Here is an 18,723-nt window from a genome sequence, read left to right on the forward strand (position 1 = left end):
AATAAAAAATGTCGGCGATTACCAATATGACATTATTGATTGTAAAGACGCAATGTGACGCAAGAATGACAAACCATCGGTGAAGCAATACCGTAGCGGCCGGATGAAGCCGCAGCCGTGGCCGGCAGGCCGCCCAAGTGAAAATAAGCGGCTACAGCCAGCTGCTGTGAACCGGCGCCAGCATATCGTGCACGCCATGTGTCATCAGCACCAGGAACGCCAGCAAAGCCAGGTAGTAAAACGCATAAGTTGCCTTCACTGATGGCTCTATGCCGTAGTACTGCTGGTTTTCCGGACTGCCGGCGTCATAGTTCCAGGCTCGCTTCAGTTGCGGCAAGGCGAGAATGACCACCACGATCAGCAAGGGCGTCGGCCGGTAGACGAACAAGGCAACCAGCACAGGAACGCCGGCAAACCATATGCGCGGCGACAGCACGGCAGTGATGCGGCCGCCGTCAAACGGCGACAGCGGGATCATGTTGAACAGGTTCAGGAAAAAGCCCGCATACGACAAGGCCAGCAACAGGTTGCTGTCATACTGGCGCGCGACAAAATAACCGACCAAGGGCCCGGCAAGGCCGACATAGGCTTCTGTTTCCGCATCGTGCGGCATGTCTTTCATCTGGATCCAGGCGCCGACAAACGGGATGAAGGTCGGCGCGCCCACTGCCAGGCCGCGCCGCTGCGCCGCCAGATAGTGCCCGGCTTCATGCACGAACAGCAACAGCACGAAGCCCACTGCGTAACGCCAGCCATAGAACATCGCATAGACGGCTATCGATAGCAGCATGGTGCCGGAGGTGGTCAGGATCTTGCCGAGCTTCAGGCCACCGAGCAGCAGGAATAGCAGTTTAGTCATGGCCTGCGCCTTCAGGCATGATTGACCGGATCACTGGCGTCAGCCGGACGGTCAGACTTGCTGTCAGATGCAGCCTGAGGAAACTGGGGGCGTGCGAATGGCGACTCTTCCGCGTCAACCGGATTGACTGGCGGCGGCGCAGGTTTCGGTTCCCGCTTGAAGAATCGTTTGATGGCGGCGCCGAAGGCAAGTACAGCCAGCAAGCCGATCTTGAAGAATTTCGCGGCGAACGCGGCAATCACTGCAATCAGGCCGATTTTCTTGGCCGCGACGCCGACTACCAGGGCAGCCAGGCCATATTCCGCGACGTGGTCGGTCGACGCCGAGAAATCTGCGTAGCGCTTGCCCTGGTGATAATCGATAGCCGCGAGAAGATTGTTTGCGATCGTCTTGTCCGCTGCCAGGGACGACAGGCCGGTCACCATGGTCAAGGTGAGATAACCGTCGCGGCCAAGCGCCAGGGTACGGTAGTTCACGCCGGTTTGCGGATCATTGGCGATGGCGCCTTTATCACGCACGATCAGGGACCAGAGCAGACGATGGGTTGTTGAATCGTAGGTAGGCGCTTCCGCCCAGCCACCTACCTCAACCTCGGGGATGCCGCGCTCTTTGCGGCTTGCATTCGCCCGCTCCGTGCCCTCGCGCAGGCTCTGCAGCATATCGTCGGCCTTCCAGTCGCGGGCATCGTCGTCGCGCACATAGCCCTCTTTCTTGAACTCGACGGTAGCAAACCAGTCGCCGCCTTTAGTCGTGGGGACGATGACGCCGGTCAGAGACTTGTCGTCGATGACGTTGCCGACGGCGCGCAGATAGCGTGCCGCGGCGGCAGCTGGTATAAAGCCATAACCCTGGGGCAGAGAGAAAGTAGCCTGGTCGCTCAGTTCGATCTTGCTTGGCCCCTCCACCATGGCTTTGTTTGCCGCGGCGACGGCCGCCTTGATTTCAACCTGGGTTTCGGCAGTCTGGGCGGCGCAGGTGATCGCGATAAAGGCCGCGGCAAGCGCGACCAGAAATTTTCTCAGGATTTTCATGGCTGGATCGATATTGTGGTTTTAGGGGGCTTTTTTGCCGATTGCCGCCAAAGTCGACTGTTGCTCCCTGCAACAGCGTATGCTCGGACGCATTGGTTTTTCAACAAAATCGCAGCTATCTTAATACCATAAAATCCACATATATTGCCGCAAGCTTGAGATCTATCAGATCACGGTAGCAAGGCCCAAAGTCAGCAGCAAGGCCACCACCGAAATGATGGTCTCGGCCACGGTCCAGGTCTTGAAGGTTTCCGTCACGGTCATGTTGAAGTATTCCTTGACCAGCCAGAAACCGCCGTCGTTCACGTGCGACAGGATCAGCGAGCCGGCACCGGTCGCCAGCACCATCAGTTCCGGCCTGACGGCGACACCGCCGGCGGTGACGATAGGCGCCACGATGCCGCACGCAGTCGTCATCGCAACAGTGGCCGAACCGGTGGCGACGCGGATCAGCGCAGCCACGAACCAGCCCAGCAGCAGCGGCGACAAATGGGCATTATTGGCTAGTTCGACAATCGCCTTGGAAACACCGCCGTCGATCAGGATCCGGCCAAAACCCGCGCCGGCGCCGACGATCAGCGTGATCCCGGCGATAGGCGCCAGACACTCAGTGGTGAATTTCAGAATCGCTGCGCGATCAAAGCCGCGTGCCTTGCCGAAGGTGTAAAAACTCACCAGCGTAGCAATCAACAGTGCGATCACCGAATTGCCGATCAGACGCAGGAAATCGTTGGCGAAAGTCTTGGGCGTGAAAAACACATCGGCCCAGCTACCGATCAACATCAGCGCAACCGGCAGCAGGATGGTGGCAATGGTGATGCCGAAACCTGGCAAGTCACGGCCTTTGTCTTCCTCGACAAATTGCGCAATCAGAGGATTGTCAGGATTAGGCACGACGAAACGGCTGATCAGCTTGGCAAACAGCGGGCCGGCAATGATCGCAGTAGGGATGCCGACGATCAGCGCGTACATGATGGTGCGTCCGATATCGGCGTTGTAGGCGGTTACGGCGAACAGCGCGGCCGGATGCGGCGGAATCAGGCCATGCACCACTGACAGACCGGCAACCATTGGAATCCCGACCATGATCATCGAAGTCCCGGTACGTTTGGCGATGTTGAAGGCGATCGGGATCAGCAGCACGAAACCGACTTCAAAGAACACCGGCAAACCGACGATCAGCGCCACCACCATCATGGCCCAGTGCACTTTCTTCGGGCCGAAGACGCCGATCAGCGTGTTGGCAACGCGTTCGGCGCCGCCAGATTCGGCCATCATCTTGCCGAACATGGTGCCCAGGCCGACCACCAGCGCGATGTGCCCCAGCGCGCCGCCGACTCCGGTTTCATACGACTTGACGATGCTGGCCATCGGCATGCCGACCACCAGCCCCAAGATCACCGACACCACGATCAGCACGATGAACGGATTCATCTTGAACTTGGCGATCAGCACCACCAGTGCGATCACTGCAATCACCGCGTAGAGCAGCAACAGATTTCCCTGAACCATCTCCATCAAATCCTCCAAAAGTTTGATTTATTTTCTGACGCTGCCAGTAAAGCTGGCATGACTATTTTTTGATAAACCGCCAGCCATGTCGTCCCCGCGAACGCGGGGACCCATATTAGTGGCCGCAACATGGATTCCCGCGTTCGCGGGAATGACGCGGGACCGAGCCGGGGCCGCCAAGGCGCCATCTCAATCTGCCTCGCGGCTTACTTTTTATAAGCGATGCAATCGACTTCCACCTTGCAATCCACCACCATCGCCGACTGCACGCAGGCGCGGGCAGGCGGATTGGCGCCGAAATATTCCTTGAAGACGCGGTTGAACGACTGGAAATCGCGCGTATCGTCAAGCCAGACGCCGCAGCGTACCACGTGTTCCGGACCATAACCGGCTTCCTTCAGGATCGCCAGCACGTTCTGGATGGCCTGGTGCGACTGCGCGACGATGCCGCCATCGATCACTTCGCCGTTCACCATCGCCACCTGACCGGACACATACAGCCAGCCGTCGGCTTCCACCGCGCGGGCGAATGGCAGATGCTGACCGCCGGTCCCAGAACCACCTTCAACACCGTATCGTTTGATCGTCATGATTATTCCTCTGTAAAAAAATGAAATTCAACTTACAGCGGCCGGCCTCTGCCGCCGGTCCGCCCAACTACCTCTAAAGACTCCCCTTGACACCCGCCTGCCTGGCCAGAAAGCGCCCTGCCCGCAATGCTGTCGGCGCTTTCTCGGCGCCGCCCAGGTAAGACAAGGCGCCGTTGACCCAGACCGCCTCTATGCCCTCGGCCGGCTGCATCGGGTCGGCAAAGGTTGCCGCATCGCGCACCGTTTCCGGATCGAACAGCACCAGGTCGGCCCAATAGCCCTCGCGCACCAGGCCGCGTTCGGTCAAGCCGAAACGCTCGGCCGAGAGGCCGGTCATCTTGCGGATCGCCACGGTCAGGGGAAACAGTTTCTGCTCGCGGCTGTAGTGGCCCAGCACGCGCGGGAACGCACCCCACAAACGAGGATGCGGCAAGGGATCGTTAGGCAGGCCGTCAGAACCGACCACCGTCGCCGGATGACTCAGGATGCGGTTGACGTCGTCGTCCGTCATGCAGTGATAGACCGCACCGGCCGGCTGCAAGCGGCGCGCCGTATCCATCAGGCTGAGCTGCCATTCGGCGGCGATAGCGGCCAGCATCTTGCCGCCCATCGCCGGTTCCGGCTCAGACCAGGTCACCATGATGTCGATGGTGTCGGTCACCTGCTTCAAATCCAGGGTGGAGGAACTGGCGGTGTAGGGATAGCAGTCGCAGCCGACCGGCTGGTAGCGCTGTGCCTGCTCCAGCGCTGCCAGCACCTCGCCGCTGCGGCCCCAGTTCTCGACGCCGGCGCATTTCATATGCGAGATCACCACCGGTACGCGCGCGTGCTTGCCGATGCGGAAGGCTTCATCCATGGCTTCCAGGATATCGGCGAATTCGCTGCGCAGATGGGTGGCATATATGGCCCCGGCCTCGGCCAGCGGCTCGGCCAGCGCCAGCACTTCCGCGGTCGGCGCCATGATCGCATTGCCATAGGCCAGGCCGGTGCTGAGGCCGAGCGCCCCATGCGCCAGCGCTTCGCGCAACTGCTCGCACATGGCAGCGATTTCGCTGTCGCTGGCGGCGCGGTCGAGGCGGTCCATCTGGTTGCTGCGCAAAGCGGTGTGGCCGATCAGCGCCGCCACGTTGATGGACGGCTGCGCCTTATTGACTGCTTCTACGTAGGAGGCGAACGTGGGATAGCTGAAGGCGCTCGCTTCGCCCAGCAGGTTCATCGGATCCGGCGGTTCCGCCTTGAGGCTGACCGGAGCAGCGCTGATGCCGCAATTGCCGACCACCACGGTAGTCACGCCTTGCGACAGCTTGGGCAGCATCACCGGGGTGCGGATCACATTGGTGTCGTCATGCGTATGGACGTCGATGAAACCGGGACTCAGCACCTTGCCCTTGCCGTCGATCACCTGGCGCGCATGCCAGCCGCGCAAGGCGCCATCGCTGGCGGCCTGTACAATCCGCACAATCCGGCCGCCATCGAGCGCGACATCGGCGGCGAACGGCGCGCTGCCGCTGCCATCGATCACGGCAACGTTGAGTATCAGCGTATCGCATTCGCGTATCGCTGCCTGCTTGTCTGTATTCAGCTCACTGCTCATTTCAATCTCCCAACGGCTCGCGGCTGCTGCCGCCGCGATGCGTATCCAGTGTGAATTTCAGGCGCCGCAGCAGCTCCTGGCTGCGATCTTTCTGCAGCAGCGCCAGTTCGGTCATCAGCACATCCAGCGCCATCATCATGGCGTAGCGCGATGACGAAGGCTTGAAAATAAAATCAGTTTCCAGCGACTTCAGCGGCAGCAGCACATCGGCCAGAGCCGCCAGCGGCGAACCGAGCGCAGTGATCGCCACCACCCGCACGCCGTATTCCTTGGCAACCTTGCAGCTGGCGTTCAGCTCGGCGACGTTGCCGGTGGTGGACAAGGCCAGCACCACATCATTCTTGTCGAGCGTGGCCGCCACCATTTTTTGCAGTATGGCGTCGTGGTAGGTGGCCACCGGGCGTCCCAGCCGCACCAGCCGGTAGCGCGCTTCATCTGACAGCATAGTCGAGCCGCCGCCCATGCCAAAGGCATAAATCATGCGCGCCTGCAGCAGCGTCCGTGCGGCCTGCAGCAGCATTTCCTGGTTCAGCAGGCTGCGGTTCACTTCCAGCACCTTGTGGATATCGGCATACACCATGTCGACGATCTGCGGCAGTTGCGGTTCCTCGCCCGCGTCCTCCATCCGCAAAAAGCGCTGGCCGATGGCCGCCGCCTGCGCCAGGTTCATCTTCAGCTCGCGCACGTCGCGGCAGCCGATGGCTTTGGCGAAACGAGTGACGCTGGCTTCGCTGACGCCAGCCTGGCTGGCCAATGTCTGGATGCTGGCGCTGGCGGCAAACGGCAGGTCGCCCAGGATCGCCTGCGCCACTTTTTGCTCGGCCAGCCGCAGCTGGCCGCTGCGTTCGGCGATACGCGAGACAATATCGAAGGAATGACCCATGTGTTCTAGCCTGATCCGGTGGCGATCTAACGCAGCCACCAATTGTCTTATTGCACTTAAAGTAATATACGGTCAGCGCCGCTATCAACGCTTCGCTACCGGGGAAATTCTCATGTTACTTTGTAACATGCTTCTAATATAGTAAATTCAAGGATATGATTACGTCAAACGAATTATGACGGAAGGGACTTGAACATGAATGTTACAAACAATCACGATTTGGGCGCACGCAATGCCGAGGCCACCCTGATCGATCCTCTGAACAAGGGACTGGGCGCATTTCAGCAAGCGCTGACTGCCACCGAGGCCAAGGCGCTCAACTGGAATTTGCTGCGGGAAGACCTGAGCCTGCCGACCGCCGTGCTGTATGAAGAGCGCATGAACCACAATCTGCAGTGGATGCAACAGTTCGTTAGCGAATACGGCGTCAAGCTGGCGCCGCACGGCAAAACCACCATGGCGCCGAAGCTGTTCGCGCGCCAGCTGGCCGGCGGCGCCTGGGGCATCACCCTGGCCACTGCGCACCAGACCCGGGTCGCCTATCAGCACGGCGTGCGGCGCGTGATCATGGCCAACCAGCTGGTCGGCAAGCAGAACATGGCGATCATTGCCGATCTGCTGGACGATACTTCGTTTGATTTCTGCTGCCTGGTCGATTCGGCCGACGGCGTCGATCAGCTGGGCGCCTTCTTCCAGGCGCGCCGGCAAAAGCTGCACGTGCTGCTGGAACTGGGTCCTGACGGCGGCCGCACCGGCATCCGCAATCCGCAACAGCAGGAAGCAGTGCTGGCGGCGCTGGCGCGCTGGCCGGACAGCCTGGTGCTGGCCGGGGTTGAAGTCTATGAGGGCGTACTGAAAGAAGAAGCCGAGATCCGCGCCTTCCTGCAGCACGCCGTCGCCTGTGCCAAACAGCTGGCCGTCGATGGCCGCTTTGCCGCCCGCGCTGCGGTGCAGCCGGTGATCCTGACCGGCGCCGGTTCGGCCTGGTACGACGTGGTCGCCGAGGAATTCGCCAAGACCGATATCGGCTTGCCGCTGGACGTGGTGCTGCGTCCCGGCTGCTACCTGACGCACGACGTCGGCATCTATCGCGCGGCGCAGGCGCAGATACAGACCCGCAATCCGATCGCCCGCAAGATGCGCACCGAATTGCAGCCGGCCCTGCAGCTGTGGGCTTATGTGCAATCGATTCCGGAAGCCGGCAAGGCCATCATCGCACTCGGCAAGCGCGACGCCGCCTTCGATGCCGGCCTGCCTTTGCCTGCCCTGCATTACCGCCCCGGCGATGCAGCGCCGACAGCGACGCCGGCGCACTGGCAGCTAACCGGCATGATGGACCAGCACGCATATCTGCAGATCAGCGCAGGCGACGATATCAAGGTCGGCGACATGCTCGGTTTCGACATCTCGCACCCCTGCCTGACCTTTGACAAATGGCGCCAGATTGCCGTGCTCAATCCACAGCATCAGGTCGTGGATGTGATCCAGACTTTCTTTTAATCCTGATCCCGGCACCGTAATGAGCAAAGCAATGACCCTAGATATCCTGGCCTACGGCGAAGCGATGGTGGAATTCAACCAGCGGGTTCACGACGCCCGCATGTACCTGCAAGGCTTCGGCGGCGACACCTCGAATTTCTGCATCGCCGCAGCCCGCCAGGGCGCGCGCAGCGGTTATATCAGTGCGCTCGGCAACGACCAGTTCGGCGACAAGCTGCGCGCGCTGTGGCAGGCCGAAGAGGTCGACGCCAGCCACGTGGCCAGCGACGCCAGTGCGGCCACCGGTGTGTATTTTGTCTCGCACGACCGCGATGGCCACCACTTCGATTACCTGCGCGCCGGCTCGGCTGCCAGCCGCTACAACAGCGCGCAGTTGCCGCTGGCGGCGATCGCCGCGGCCAAGGTGCTGCACCTGTCCGGCATCAGTCTGGCGATCAGTGCATCGGCCTGCGACGCCGGCCTGGCAGCGATGGCGCATGCGCGCAAGCACGGCGTCAAGACTTCGCTGGACACCAATCTGCGGCTGAAACTGTGGCCGCTGGACCGGGCTCGGGAAAAAATGCGCGCAGCCTTTGCGCTGTGCGATATCTGCCTGCCCAGCTGGGACGACATCAGCGCCCTCACCGGCCTCGACGAGCGCGACGCGATTGTCGACGAGCTGCTGTCCTACGGCATCGGCCTGATCGCATTCAAGCTCGGCGCAGAGGGCTGCTATGTTGCGACAGCCAAGGAACGCCGCCTGGTGCCGCCTTTCAGCGTCGAAGCGATTGATGCTACCGGCGCCGGCGACTGCTTCGGCGGCGCCTTCATCGCCCGCATCGTGGCTGGCGACGACCCTTTCCGCGCCGCCCGCTACGCTAATATATGCGCGGCCTTGTCGACCACCGGCTACGGCGCGGTGGCGCCGATTCCGCAGGCGCGGCAGGTTGAGGAAATACTTGGATCGGCGTGAGGCGCAAGCATCTTATACTGAACCAAGCTGTGCCGCGAGCAGCGCTTCGACGATTTCCCCCAGCCGCTTGATACCGCGCTCGATCTGCGGCGAAAACGGCTGACCGCAGCATAGACGCAGGTAATGATCGAAGCGCTGCGAATTGGAAAACATCAGGCCGGGCGCGATCCGTATCCCTTCCCGCAGCGCCGCTTCAAACACCGCCTTCGACGACAGTTGCCGCGGCAGCTCGACCCACAGCAGGGCGCCGCCATCCGGCGTGCTGATGCGGGTGCCGGCCGGAAAATGCGTGGTGATCGCCTCCGCGGTGCGAGCGCGTTGCACCCGCAGAGCCTCGCGCAGACGCCGCAGATGGCGCTCATAAGCGCTGGAAGCCATGAATTCCGCGGCGGCCATCTGCGCCCATTCCTCGTTGGCGCGGGTATGCGCAAATTTCAGCATCTCGATGCGCGCCTGCCAGCGGCCGCCGACCATCCATCCCAGCCGCATGCCAGGCGCCAGGACTTTATTCAGCGAAGCACAGTAGATCACATTGCCGCTGCGATCCCAGGCTTTCAAGGCGCTCGCCGAACTGCTCTGCGGCACCAGCTCGCTATAGGAATCATCCTCGATCACCGCCATGCCGTGCCGTTCGCACAGCGCCACCAGACGCTCCTTGTGCGCATCCGGCATGATGCTGCCGAGCGGATTCTGCAGGTTCGGCACTACCACCACCGCCTTGATATTGCCGTAGGTCTGCAGCGCCAGCTGCAATGCTTCCACCGAGATGCCGGTACGGGCGCTGGTCGGGATTTCAAGCGCGCGCATGCCCAGGCTTTCCAGCACCTGCAGCAGGCCATAGTAAGTGGGCGATTCGACCGCAATGGTGTCGCCTGGCTGCGCCACTGCGCGCAGGGCCAGGTTGATCGCCTCGATGCAGCCGTGGGTGACGATCACATCTTCCGGCGCCAGCTGGATGCCGATGGCGAGGCTGCGCTTGGCAAGGATTTGCCGGAACGCCGGGTTGGCGCTGTGCGACATCATGCTGGTCAACACCTGCGGCCGCTGGCGCAAAGTACGGATCGCCGCATTTTTCAAGGCTTCCACCGCATACAGTTCGGATGCGCAGCTGGCGCCGCTCAGGTCCAGCGTGACGGTGCTGGCGCGGCCGCGGGCAATCACTTCCGAGACCCGCTCATGGATACCCGCATACTGGGCCGACATCAGCGCCGGCGCGCTCGCCAGGTCGGCCTCCTCCGCCAGCGCCAGCCGCCGCGCCGGCAGCACGAAATAACCGGAACGCGGCCGCGCCTGCAGCCAGCCGCCTTGTTCCAGGTAGCGTAGCGCCTGCAAGGCAGTCGACAGGCTGACTTGGTGCTGCCGCATCAGTTCGCGCACCGAAGGCATGCGGTCGCCCGGCGCCAGCGCAGCGGCCTGAATCGCCGCCAGATAATGTTCGGCCAGCTGGCGATAGAGCAGTTGCTGGGGTAAGGACTTGGCGGGAGAGTGTGACAAGGGGGGCTTGCTCATGGCGGTGACGGAGTGGATCAGTGTGGTGCATTTGCGGAAAACGGAACAGATACAGAATAAGTCAAAATGGACAGCAACAGATGGTTAAAGCGCTCGCTGTTGCGTTGCATTCTGCCGACTGCTGTGCCTGTTTCAACGCCCCACGGGCAGTTACGCTTGAGCCATCTTTTTGACTCTGGAAAACGCCATGGACAGCCCTACCGGCAGCACCACGCTCAGCCTGAAGCACGACCGCAGCACCCTGTTCCATGCCAGCCGCGGCACGGCAATCGTCTCCATGCGGGGCAAGATCCTGATTGCGGCAGCAAATGAATGCCTGACCGACATCACGCTTGCCAGTTGCACGATCATTGCCGAGGGCGAATGCCATGTACTGCAACGAAGCGGCTGGGTGCGTTTGCAGGCCGGCGGCGCCGAACGTGCCGCTTGCCTGTTGATGGCGCCGGCGGAAAACCGCCTGGCGACGCTCTGGCAACGCTGGCGGCGGCGCACGCAGGCACCTGAACCATGTTGATCTATCAATAATCAGGCACGGCTATTGATATCGGCATAGCAAAGCGCTTGTTGCGAAATGCCGATCTGCTTTATTCTGTAGGCATGAGCATCACTCGTGAAGATCTTGAGCAGGACCGTCTGCGGACCATCCTGGATAACACCCCGATTGCCTCCGCCCTGTTGTCGGAAGCAGCGCTGGAGGCATCATGGCGCGCCGCCCTGGCATCGCTGCCGGATCCCGGCGGCGACGTCTGGCTGTTCGGCTACGGTTCGCTGATCTGGAATCCGATGGTGGAACACAGCGAGCGCGTACCCGCCAAGCTGTACGGCTATCACCGCGGTTTCTACCTGTATTCGCGCATCAACCGCGGCACCTGGGACAATCCCGGCCTAGTGCTGGGACTGGACCGCGGCGGTTCCTGCCAGGGCATCGCCTTCCGCATCCCCGCCGTCAGCATAGAAACCGAACTGAAAATGCTATGGCGCCGCGAAATGCTGACCGGCGCCTACCTGCCGCGCTGGCTGCCGATGCAGCTGAAAGACAAGCACGGCCCCCGCATCAAGGCCCTGGCCTTCGTCATGAACCGCAACCACAACAGCTACACCGGCCGCTTGCCGGACCCAACCGTAGTCTCCCACCTGCGCGACGCCTGCGGCCTCTACGGCCCAGCCAGAGAATACCTGCGCAACACCCTGGAAGGCCTGCTCAAGGAAGGCTTCCAAGACCCCTACCTGGCCCGCCTGTGGGCGCAACTCGAATCCGGCAAAGATCAGCCTGCGGCAAAAAAAATAGCCGGGCTGGTGCCGTAATGCTGTTCAGTTAGGGCAGAACGACATGGCGTAGGGTGGGCACTCCGTGTCCACGCAGTATCATGGATATTCGTGTCTCTGACATTCGTGCCCCGGCTACGCCCCCCGGCCCGTCCGCGTGGGCACGGAGTGCCCACCCTACGAGTTCCGCAAATAAAAATACCGTTCAGTCTTAACTGAACGGCATTAGGGCTGGTGCCGTTGCTTTTGACGTTGCGGTTGCTTTTGAAGTTGCAGTTGCAGTTGCAGTTGCAGTTGCTTTTGACGTGCCCCGCATTGAGACGTTGCCAAATCCGGCGCGTGTCAGCCGGGAATTGTGGGGGACATGTTTGAGCCGAAGGCGAGTTTTGTCCCCCACCCGGCTGATACGCGCCGGATTTGGGGACCCGACCGAAGGGAGGGCAACGGCTTTGCGGTCGCCTTCTTTTTGGTTACTTTTCTTGCGCCCGGCGAGGGGGCGAAGCAAGAAAAAGTGACTAGCTGCCGGGCTACCCCCGGCAAGCATCCACGGAGTAGCAACCGTGTTATCAACCCACAGACCGTTCTTAGCGTGCCACCGCATTCACTCCGTAGAACGTCAAACGGGGTCAGAGTAATTTTCGCAAAGAACCGCGAAAAAAAACTCTGACCCCGTTTGACTGCACAGGTGCGTGATTACAGTTGCGGGTTCAGTTTTTCGGACTTGGAATGCAGCTTGTTCAGCGCCGACAGATAGGCCTTGGCCGATGCCACCACGATATCCAGGTCAGCGCCAACGCCGTTGACAATACGCCCCGCCTTGGACAAACGCATGGTCACCTCGCCCTGCGACTGCGTACCCGTAGTAATCGCATTCACCGAGAACAGCAACAACTCCGCCCCGCTCGCAACCTTGGTCTCGATCGCATTCACAATCGCATCCACCGGCCCGTTACCCTCACCCGCACAAGCCGACTCCTTGCCATCGATCGAAAACACCACCTGCGCACTAGGCTTCTCGCCAGTCTCAGAATGCTGCGACAAGGACACGAAACGATAAAACTCCTGGTCATGCGACTGCTGCTCCTCCGACACCAGCCCGATGATATCCTCGTCGAAAATCTCCGACTTGCGATCCGCCAGCTCCTTGAAACGCGCAAACGCCGCATTCACCTCAGTCTCCGACTCCAGCGCAATCCCCAGCTCCTCCAGCCGCTGCTTGAATGCGTTGCGCCCCGACAGCTTGCCCAGCACGATCTTGTTGGCGCTCCAGCCGACATCCTCGGCCCGCATGATTTCATAGGTGTCGCGCGCCTTCAGCACGCCATCCTGATGGATCCCCGACGCATGCGCGAATGCATTGGCCCCCACCACCGACTTGTTCGGCTGCACCGCAAAACCGGTGATCTGCGACACCAGCTTGGAAGCCGGCACGATTTGCGTGGTATCGATGCCGATATCCAGGTTGTAGTAATCGCGGCGCGTCCGCACCGCCATCACGATTTCTTCCAGCGCCGTATTGCCGGCCCGCTCACCCAGGCCATTGATGGTGCACTCGACCTGGCGCGCGCCGCCGATCATCACCCCTGCCAGCGAATTGGCCACCGCCATGCCCAGGTCGTTATGGCAATGCACCGACCAGATCGCCTTGTCCGAATTCGGAATCCGCTCGCGCAAAGTCTTCAGCATGTGGCCGTACAGTTCCGGCACGCCGTAACCAACGGTATCGGCAAAATTGATGGTGGTGGCGCCCTCGGCAATCACCGCTTCCAGCACGCGGCAGAGGAAATCCATATCGGAACGGCTGCCGTCTTCCGGGCTGAACTCGACGTCATCGGTAAACTTGCGGGCAAAACGCACCGCGTTTTTGGCTTGCTCGAACACCTGGTCCGGCGTCATGCGCAGCTTCTTTTCCATATGCAGCGGCGAAGTTGCCAGGAAGGTATGAATCCGCTTGCGTTCGGCCGGCTGTAAAGCCTCGGCGGCGCGTGCGATATCCTTGTCGTTAGCGCGCGACAGAGAACAGACAGTAGAATCCTTGATGATACCGGCGATCGCCTTGATCGCCTCGAAATCCCCCGGCGAAGCGGCGGCAAATCCGGCTTCGATCACGTCCACTTTCATGCGCTCCAGCTGGCGGGCGATACGGATCTTTTCATCCTTGGTCATCGAGGCGCCGGGCGATTGTTCGCCATCGCGCAAGGTGGTGTCGAAGATGATCAGTTTTTCGGGCGAGTTGGCTGCCATGCTGTGCTCCAGATTGGTCTTGTGAACTATCAATTTTAAAGACTTTGGCGCTTTCCTGTATATAAATCACCAGATAATGGACGTAAAAAAACCGCCCGGGGCTAAGCGGGCGGCTGGTAGGGGTTGCCGGTGATCAGGCAAGCGGCGGAATGCGCAGCTTCTGGCCTGGATAAATCTTGTCCGGGCTGGTCAGCATCGGCTTGTTGGCTTCAAAAATCGCCGGGTACTTGTTTGGATCGCCATAGTACTGCTTGGAAATCTTCGACAGGTTGTCGCCGCTGACCACGTCATACCATTGCGATTCGTCGGCAGCTTCCGCGACGGTCAGGTTATCGTTGACGTCCTTGACATCCTTGACGTTACCGCAGCACAAAATGATTTTCTCGCGGGTTGCCTGGTCCGGCGCTTCGCCGCTGGCGGTGACGCTGGAAGAAGCGGCATCGAAAGCGATAGTCAGACCGCTGGTGTCAATCCCTTGAGTACCGACGTAGGTCTTGATCGCGTCGGCTGCGGCATTCTGCAGTTCTTCGACATTCGGCGCTGCCGCCACTTCTTCTGGCTTGTGCCCCAGCAGCTTTTCACCGGCGTCCTTAAAAAAAGAAAGTAAACCCATTTTTTTCTCCAGTAGTAGTTGAAAAAGGATGATGCCACTAGCCTCGCTACCGTGCTGCTTGCAACACAAGGTTTAACAACATTTAACCTTACAAATATTTCACGGGCATTACCTTAGTCCTTATCGTCGTGCTCTAGTTCCGTCTGCACGATGCTGACCGGCTTGCCCTTGAACCAACGCCAGAAATACACGCCGAAGCCCGACAAGGCGTACATCACGAACAGACCGAACAATACTTTTGACGGATCGCTGAAAATCGCCACCAGCGCCAGCACCACCAGGAACGCCGCGATGAAGGGCATCGGCTTGCGCAGGTTGATGTCCTTGAAGCTGTAGAAAGGCACGTTGCTGACCATGGTCAGGCCGGCGTACAAGGTGATAGCCCAGGCAGCCCAACTCAGCGATGTGCCCTGGAAACCAAGATCGTCCATCAGCCACACAAAACCGGCCACCAGTGCCGCTGCCGCAGGACTAGGCAAGCCCTGGAAATAACGTTTATCCACCACCGCGATATTGGTGTTGAAGCGCGCCAGCCGCAAGGCGCCGCCGGCGCAATAGACGAAAGCCGCCAGCCAGCCCAGTTTGCCCATGCCGCGCAAGGACCACTCGTACACCACCAGCGCCGGCGCGGCGCCGAACGACACCATGTCGGACAGGCTGTCGTATTGGGCCCCGAATTCGCTCTGGGTATTGGTCAAGCGAGCGACCCGGCCATCGAGGCTGTCCAGCACCATCGCCACGAAAATGGCGATCGAGGCTTGATCGAAACGCAGGTTCATCGCCATCACGATGGCATAGAAACCACAAAACAGTGCTGCCGTGGTAAACGCATTCGGCAACAGATAGATGCCGCGCCGGCGCCGCGCCGGCGGACTGATATCTTCTTCGTCCAGATACTCGCTGCGCTCGGGACTCTTGTACGGGCGCAGCGCTTTGGGGAACTGTGCGACGTTACTCTTCGCTTTACGGCGCTTGAATGTGGCCATGTAAGTTCCGTTTCAATCAACTCAATACAAACAACAACTATGCAAACAATCCTGCAAGCAGCGCCTTGAAGGCGCAGCGTTTAAAACTCGGCCAGGATGGTCTCGGTAGCGGAAACCTTGTCACCGACGGCAACCTTGGGAGTGGCTGTCAAAGGCAGATAGACATCGACGCGCGAACCGAAACGGATAAAGCCGTAGCGCTGGCCGCGGCTCAGCACATCGGCGGCCTTGACGTAGCACAGGATGCGGCGCGCAATCAGGCCGGCGACCTGGACGCAAGTCACGGTCTGGCCATTGGCCGCAGTGATCACCAAGGCGTTGCGTTCGTTTTCAACCGATGCCTTGTCCAGATCGGCATTGACGAACTTGCCCGGAAAATATTCTACTTTTTCAATCTTGCCGTCGACCGGCGCGCGATTCGAATGGACATTGAAGACATTCATGAAGACGCTGATCTTCAGGGCTTCGCGATTGGCGTAAGGATCCATGGTCTTTTCAACCACGACGATGCGGCCGTCGGCAGGCGACAGCACCGCCGCCGGATTTTGCGGGATCACACGACCCGGATCACGGAAGAATTGCAATACGAACAAGGCAATAATCCAGAACGGCAGCGACCATGCAAGGGAAAAAAACGTGATCAGCAGCGCGACCGCAAAGGTGATGCCCAAAAACGGCCAACCCTCGCGGGCAATAATAGGATGGGGGTAATTATTCAACTGCACTCCGGATTATTTTGGTAAATGATGGAAATTTGAAAGCGTGGCTATTCTAGTCGAGCAGGGAATAAATGTAACCTGCCGCATAACGATTACTGCAGGCCGGAAACCAACCATGCCAGCGCCGTGCCGCCTGATGTAGTACTTGGATAAGGAAGCCAAATCAACGCTGCCGACCGTCAGCATGATACTAGATGATCTTTGGCATTGTATAAAAAGACCAAGCTTCTCGCTCGATTTTATTGACGTGAGTAAATATAGTCAGTACGGCATTAATAATAACGCAATAAATCGATAAATCGCTGCTAATTGAAAGGCCGGGCTAGCGTAGCTTGACCCGGCCTGTAACAGGTATCAGCAGACAATCGCCTGATCCCTGTCTATTTCTCCTGCTCCGCTTCCGCCGCGCGGTTTCTGTCTTGCGCATCCTGCAGCTGCTTCTCCACCCCTTTGGCCTTTTCCAGCGCATCGGTCTGGGTCTTGAAAATCTGCGGCGGCGGCGCCGAAGGCTTGCAGCCGGCCAGCGCCAATGCGGCGGCGGCCAGGCTCAGGCCAATGACAGTGGAGCGCATCATTTGAAGCGGACCTTGCCGACCACGCGCATGTTCAGGGTGGTTTCGCCCGGCTCAAAGCTAGGCTCTTCCACCGGCGCCGCATCGTTCATAGAGGCAGCGCGCATCATCATGGCCTTCGGTGCGGCCGAAGATTCCTGGGCATAGTTGCCGGAACCCTCGAAATCCACGGTATCCAGCACGGCGTCCGCAGGATTGCGGCCCATTGCATGGGCGATCGAGGCGATCCGTTCAGTCAGGTTCTTGTAGGTGGCAGCGATGCGCTGGTCGTCCAGCTTCTTGCTGGTGGCGTCGCTCAAGCCGAAATACAAGCCGTTCAGGCCCATCACGCTTTGCGCTGCCGCCACGGTTTTCGGCAGGTTGTTGAGGTTGGTGGTGGTGGCGTCCAGGTACTGGCCGACGCGCCAGCCGGTCGGCTGGCGCGGCTTGTTGCCGTTGCCGCGCGGTTGCGGCTGCTCTTCCGGATAGACCGGATAGGTGTAGTAGCCGCGCGTCTGCAGAATCGCCTGCGGATCCTGGCGCTTGAGGATATCGGTGCCCTGTTTCATCTTGACGTTGACGCGCGACGCCGCGGCAGCCTTGTCCTTGTCCTGCTCTTCGACGTTAAAGGTGATCCTTACCTGGTCATTGGCGTGCTTGACTTCGCCATAGGCCGGCACGATCACCAGGGTGCCGCTGGACAGCGTCGGCGCAGGCGCCTGAGCGTGTGCGGCAAAACCGGTGGCAGCCAGCAGGGACGACAACATCAATTTGCGTGATCGCGACATATTTTTCTCCAAGAAAAAAGGAGCGCTACAGACAGTGCGCTCCAAGGATTATTAATTACAGACCACCCTTCGATTATATTCTGTCAATTTAGTTCGCTCACAATGTTGCCTGTTGTTAGATTCAAACGCAAGGCCGCAAGAAACCGGCGAGCGGCAAGGTGATCTTATTTTGGAGGCGGATCGCGGTGCACATTGAGCCCCATGCGCGCCTTGAAGTCCGCCAGGTTGGCGGACGGGTCGGTACCGGCCGCGGCCGCGTCATACTGGTAGGGCTCCAGCTTTTCGCCGCAGTGCTTGCAGAACAGCGAATCGGCTTCGTGCCCCTCGGTCAGGCAGTGCGTGCAGGTGCGCGTGGTCGGCGTCCCCTTCATCATGGTCATCGCCAACTCGACGCCGACAATGCCGGTCGGCAGCGCGATGATGCCGTAGCCCAGCAGCATGGCGCACGAGGTGATCAGCTGGCCCATCGGCGTCTTCGGATGGATATCGCCATAACCGGTGGTGGTCAGCGTCACGATCGACCAGTACATGCCGACCGGGATGCTGGTGAAGCCGTTTTCCGGCCCTTCGATCACATACATGATGGTGCCCAGGATCACGCTCATGATCAGCACCACGCCGAGAAACACCAGGATCTTGTGGCGGCTGTTGCGCAGCGCCTGCCATAACACCTGCGACTCGTCGAAGTAGCGCGGCAGCTTCATCACGCGGAACACGCGCAGCATGCGCAGCAGACGGACATCGATCAGGAAATGGAATTCCGGCAGCAGGATCGCCAGGTAGGTCGGCAGGATGGACAACAGATCGATGATGCCGAACAGGCTCAGGGCATAGCGCAAGGGCCGCTTGACGCACAGCAGGCGTACCACGTACTCGATGGTGAACAAGGCTGTGAAGGTCCACTCGAGGACATTCAGGACCGCCAATTCGCGCGCGCGCACGGCGCCGACGCTGTCGATGATGACCGTCGCCACGCTGAGGACGATAATGATCAGCAAGGCAGTGTCGAAGCGGCGCCCTGCTTCGGTATCGGCTTCGAAAATGATCGTGTACAGGCGCTCGCGCCAGCCGCGGTCAGGTTTTCCGAATTTGCTGCCTATGGTGTTTGTTGCCATATTTCCTAGAT

At 60.0% G+C, this 18,723-nt stretch carries 18 protein-coding genes; 4 read left to right on the forward strand and 14 right to left on the reverse strand.

The features are described 5' to 3' along the window. Nucleotides 1–151 precede the first annotated feature (151 nt). The 6 genes from BCF11_RS02855 to BCF11_RS02880 all read right to left on the reverse strand — a co-directional run bounded on the left by BCF11_RS02855 (nucleotide 152) and on the right by BCF11_RS02880 (nucleotide 6,469). Nucleotides 152–859 (reverse strand): site-2 protease family protein, encoded by a 708-nt coding sequence (locus BCF11_RS02855; RefSeq protein ID WP_098493398.1) that lies wholly within the window; start codon nucleotides 857–859, stop codon nucleotides 152–154. Between the two features lie 11 nt (nucleotides 860–870). After that, a complete protein-coding gene (locus BCF11_RS02860; protein WP_369827831.1) occupies nucleotides 871–1,881 on the reverse strand; it encodes a DUF2167 domain-containing protein in 1,011 nt (336 codons plus the stop codon). Between the two features lie 174 nt (nucleotides 1,882–2,055). After that, the gene (locus BCF11_RS02865; RefSeq protein WP_098493400.1) at nucleotides 2,056–3,408 is read right to left on the reverse strand and encodes a GntP family permease; all 1,353 of its coding nucleotides are present in this window, start codon (nucleotides 3,406–3,408) and stop codon (nucleotides 2,056–2,058) included. Nucleotides 3,409–3,608: 200 nt separating this feature from the next. After that, on the reverse strand, nucleotides 3,609–3,992 hold the full coding sequence (locus BCF11_RS02870) for a RidA family protein (protein ID WP_061942375.1): 384 nt from the start codon (nucleotides 3,990–3,992) through the stop codon (nucleotides 3,609–3,611). Nucleotides 3,993–4,065: 73 nt separating this feature from the next. Further along, nucleotides 4,066–5,586 carry an amidohydrolase family protein gene (locus BCF11_RS02875; protein ID WP_098493401.1) on the reverse strand — a complete coding sequence of 507 codons (1,521 nt, stop codon included), beginning with the start codon at nucleotides 5,584–5,586 and terminating at the stop codon, nucleotides 4,066–4,068. Nucleotide 5,587: 1 nt separating this feature from the next. Beyond that, nucleotides 5,588–6,469, reverse strand: coding sequence for a MurR/RpiR family transcriptional regulator (locus BCF11_RS02880; RefSeq protein ID WP_098493402.1), 882 nt, complete (start codon nucleotides 6,467–6,469; stop codon nucleotides 5,588–5,590). Between the two features lie 195 nt (nucleotides 6,470–6,664). On the opposite strand from BCF11_RS02880, the gene BCF11_RS02885 reads away from it, so the two are divergent. After that, nucleotides 6,665–7,969 carry an amino acid deaminase gene (locus BCF11_RS02885; RefSeq protein ID WP_098493403.1) on the forward strand — a complete coding sequence of 435 codons (1,305 nt, stop codon included), beginning with the start codon at nucleotides 6,665–6,667 and terminating at the stop codon, nucleotides 7,967–7,969. Between the two features lie 31 nt (nucleotides 7,970–8,000). Then, a complete protein-coding gene (locus tag BCF11_RS02890; protein ID WP_098493404.1) occupies nucleotides 8,001–8,921 on the forward strand; it encodes a sugar kinase in 921 nt (306 codons plus the stop codon). A gap of 12 nt (nucleotides 8,922–8,933) precedes the next feature. On the opposite strand, the gene BCF11_RS02895 is transcribed toward BCF11_RS02890, so the two are convergent. Then, the gene (locus BCF11_RS02895; protein WP_098493405.1) at nucleotides 8,934–10,430 is read right to left on the reverse strand and encodes a PLP-dependent aminotransferase family protein; all 1,497 of its coding nucleotides are present in this window, start codon (nucleotides 10,428–10,430) and stop codon (nucleotides 8,934–8,936) included. 187 nt (nucleotides 10,431–10,617) lie between these two features. Here BCF11_RS02895 and BCF11_RS02900 point away from each other — a divergent pair, with 187 nt between their 5' ends. Beyond that, nucleotides 10,618–10,944: a hypothetical protein gene (locus BCF11_RS02900; protein WP_098493406.1), complete on the forward strand. Its 327-nt coding sequence runs from the start codon at nucleotides 10,618–10,620 to the stop codon at nucleotides 10,942–10,944. 83 nt (nucleotides 10,945–11,027) lie between these two features. After that, complete coding sequence (locus BCF11_RS02905) at nucleotides 11,028–11,735, forward strand: gamma-glutamylcyclotransferase (protein WP_233212344.1); 708 nt, start codon at nucleotides 11,028–11,030, stop codon at nucleotides 11,733–11,735. A 654-nt stretch (nucleotides 11,736–12,389) separates the two neighbouring features. Here BCF11_RS02905 and BCF11_RS02910 read toward each other — a convergent pair. From BCF11_RS02910 to BCF11_RS02940, 7 genes are all read right to left on the reverse strand, one after another. Then, nucleotides 12,390–13,940 (reverse strand): 2-isopropylmalate synthase, encoded by a 1,551-nt coding sequence (locus BCF11_RS02910; protein WP_098493408.1) that lies wholly within the window; start codon nucleotides 13,938–13,940, stop codon nucleotides 12,390–12,392. Between the two features lie 133 nt (nucleotides 13,941–14,073). Further along, on the reverse strand, nucleotides 14,074–14,553 hold the full coding sequence (lysM, locus tag BCF11_RS02915; protein ID WP_098493409.1) for a peptidoglycan-binding protein LysM: 480 nt from the start codon (nucleotides 14,551–14,553) through the stop codon (nucleotides 14,074–14,076). A gap of 113 nt (nucleotides 14,554–14,666) precedes the next feature. Continuing rightward, nucleotides 14,667–15,539: a CDP-diacylglycerol--serine O-phosphatidyltransferase gene (gene pssA / locus BCF11_RS02920; RefSeq protein WP_098493410.1), complete on the reverse strand. Its 873-nt coding sequence runs from the start codon at nucleotides 15,537–15,539 to the stop codon at nucleotides 14,667–14,669. Between the two features lie 80 nt (nucleotides 15,540–15,619). Further along, the gene (locus BCF11_RS02925) at nucleotides 15,620–16,264 is read right to left on the reverse strand and encodes a phosphatidylserine decarboxylase (RefSeq protein ID WP_098493411.1); all 645 of its coding nucleotides are present in this window, start codon (nucleotides 16,262–16,264) and stop codon (nucleotides 15,620–15,622) included. A gap of 374 nt (nucleotides 16,265–16,638) precedes the next feature. After that, entirely contained in the window at nucleotides 16,639–16,833 is a 195-nt protein-coding gene (locus BCF11_RS02930; RefSeq protein ID WP_098493412.1) for a hypothetical protein, read from the reverse strand. After that, nucleotides 16,830–17,597 carry an SIMPL domain-containing protein gene (locus tag BCF11_RS02935; protein ID WP_098493413.1) on the reverse strand — a complete coding sequence of 256 codons (768 nt, stop codon included), beginning with the start codon at nucleotides 17,595–17,597 and terminating at the stop codon, nucleotides 16,830–16,832. The genes BCF11_RS02930 and BCF11_RS02935 overlap by 4 nt, the downstream gene beginning before the upstream one ends. A gap of 164 nt (nucleotides 17,598–17,761) precedes the next feature. Further along, complete coding sequence (locus BCF11_RS02940) at nucleotides 17,762–18,712, reverse strand: ion transporter (RefSeq protein ID WP_098493414.1); 951 nt, start codon at nucleotides 18,710–18,712, stop codon at nucleotides 17,762–17,764. Nucleotides 18,713–18,723: the final 11 nt, after the last annotated feature.

This window comes from Collimonas sp. PA-H2 (assembly GCF_002564105.1).
In the GTDB taxonomy this organism is placed as follows: Bacteria; Pseudomonadota; Gammaproteobacteria; order Burkholderiales; family Burkholderiaceae_D; genus Collimonas.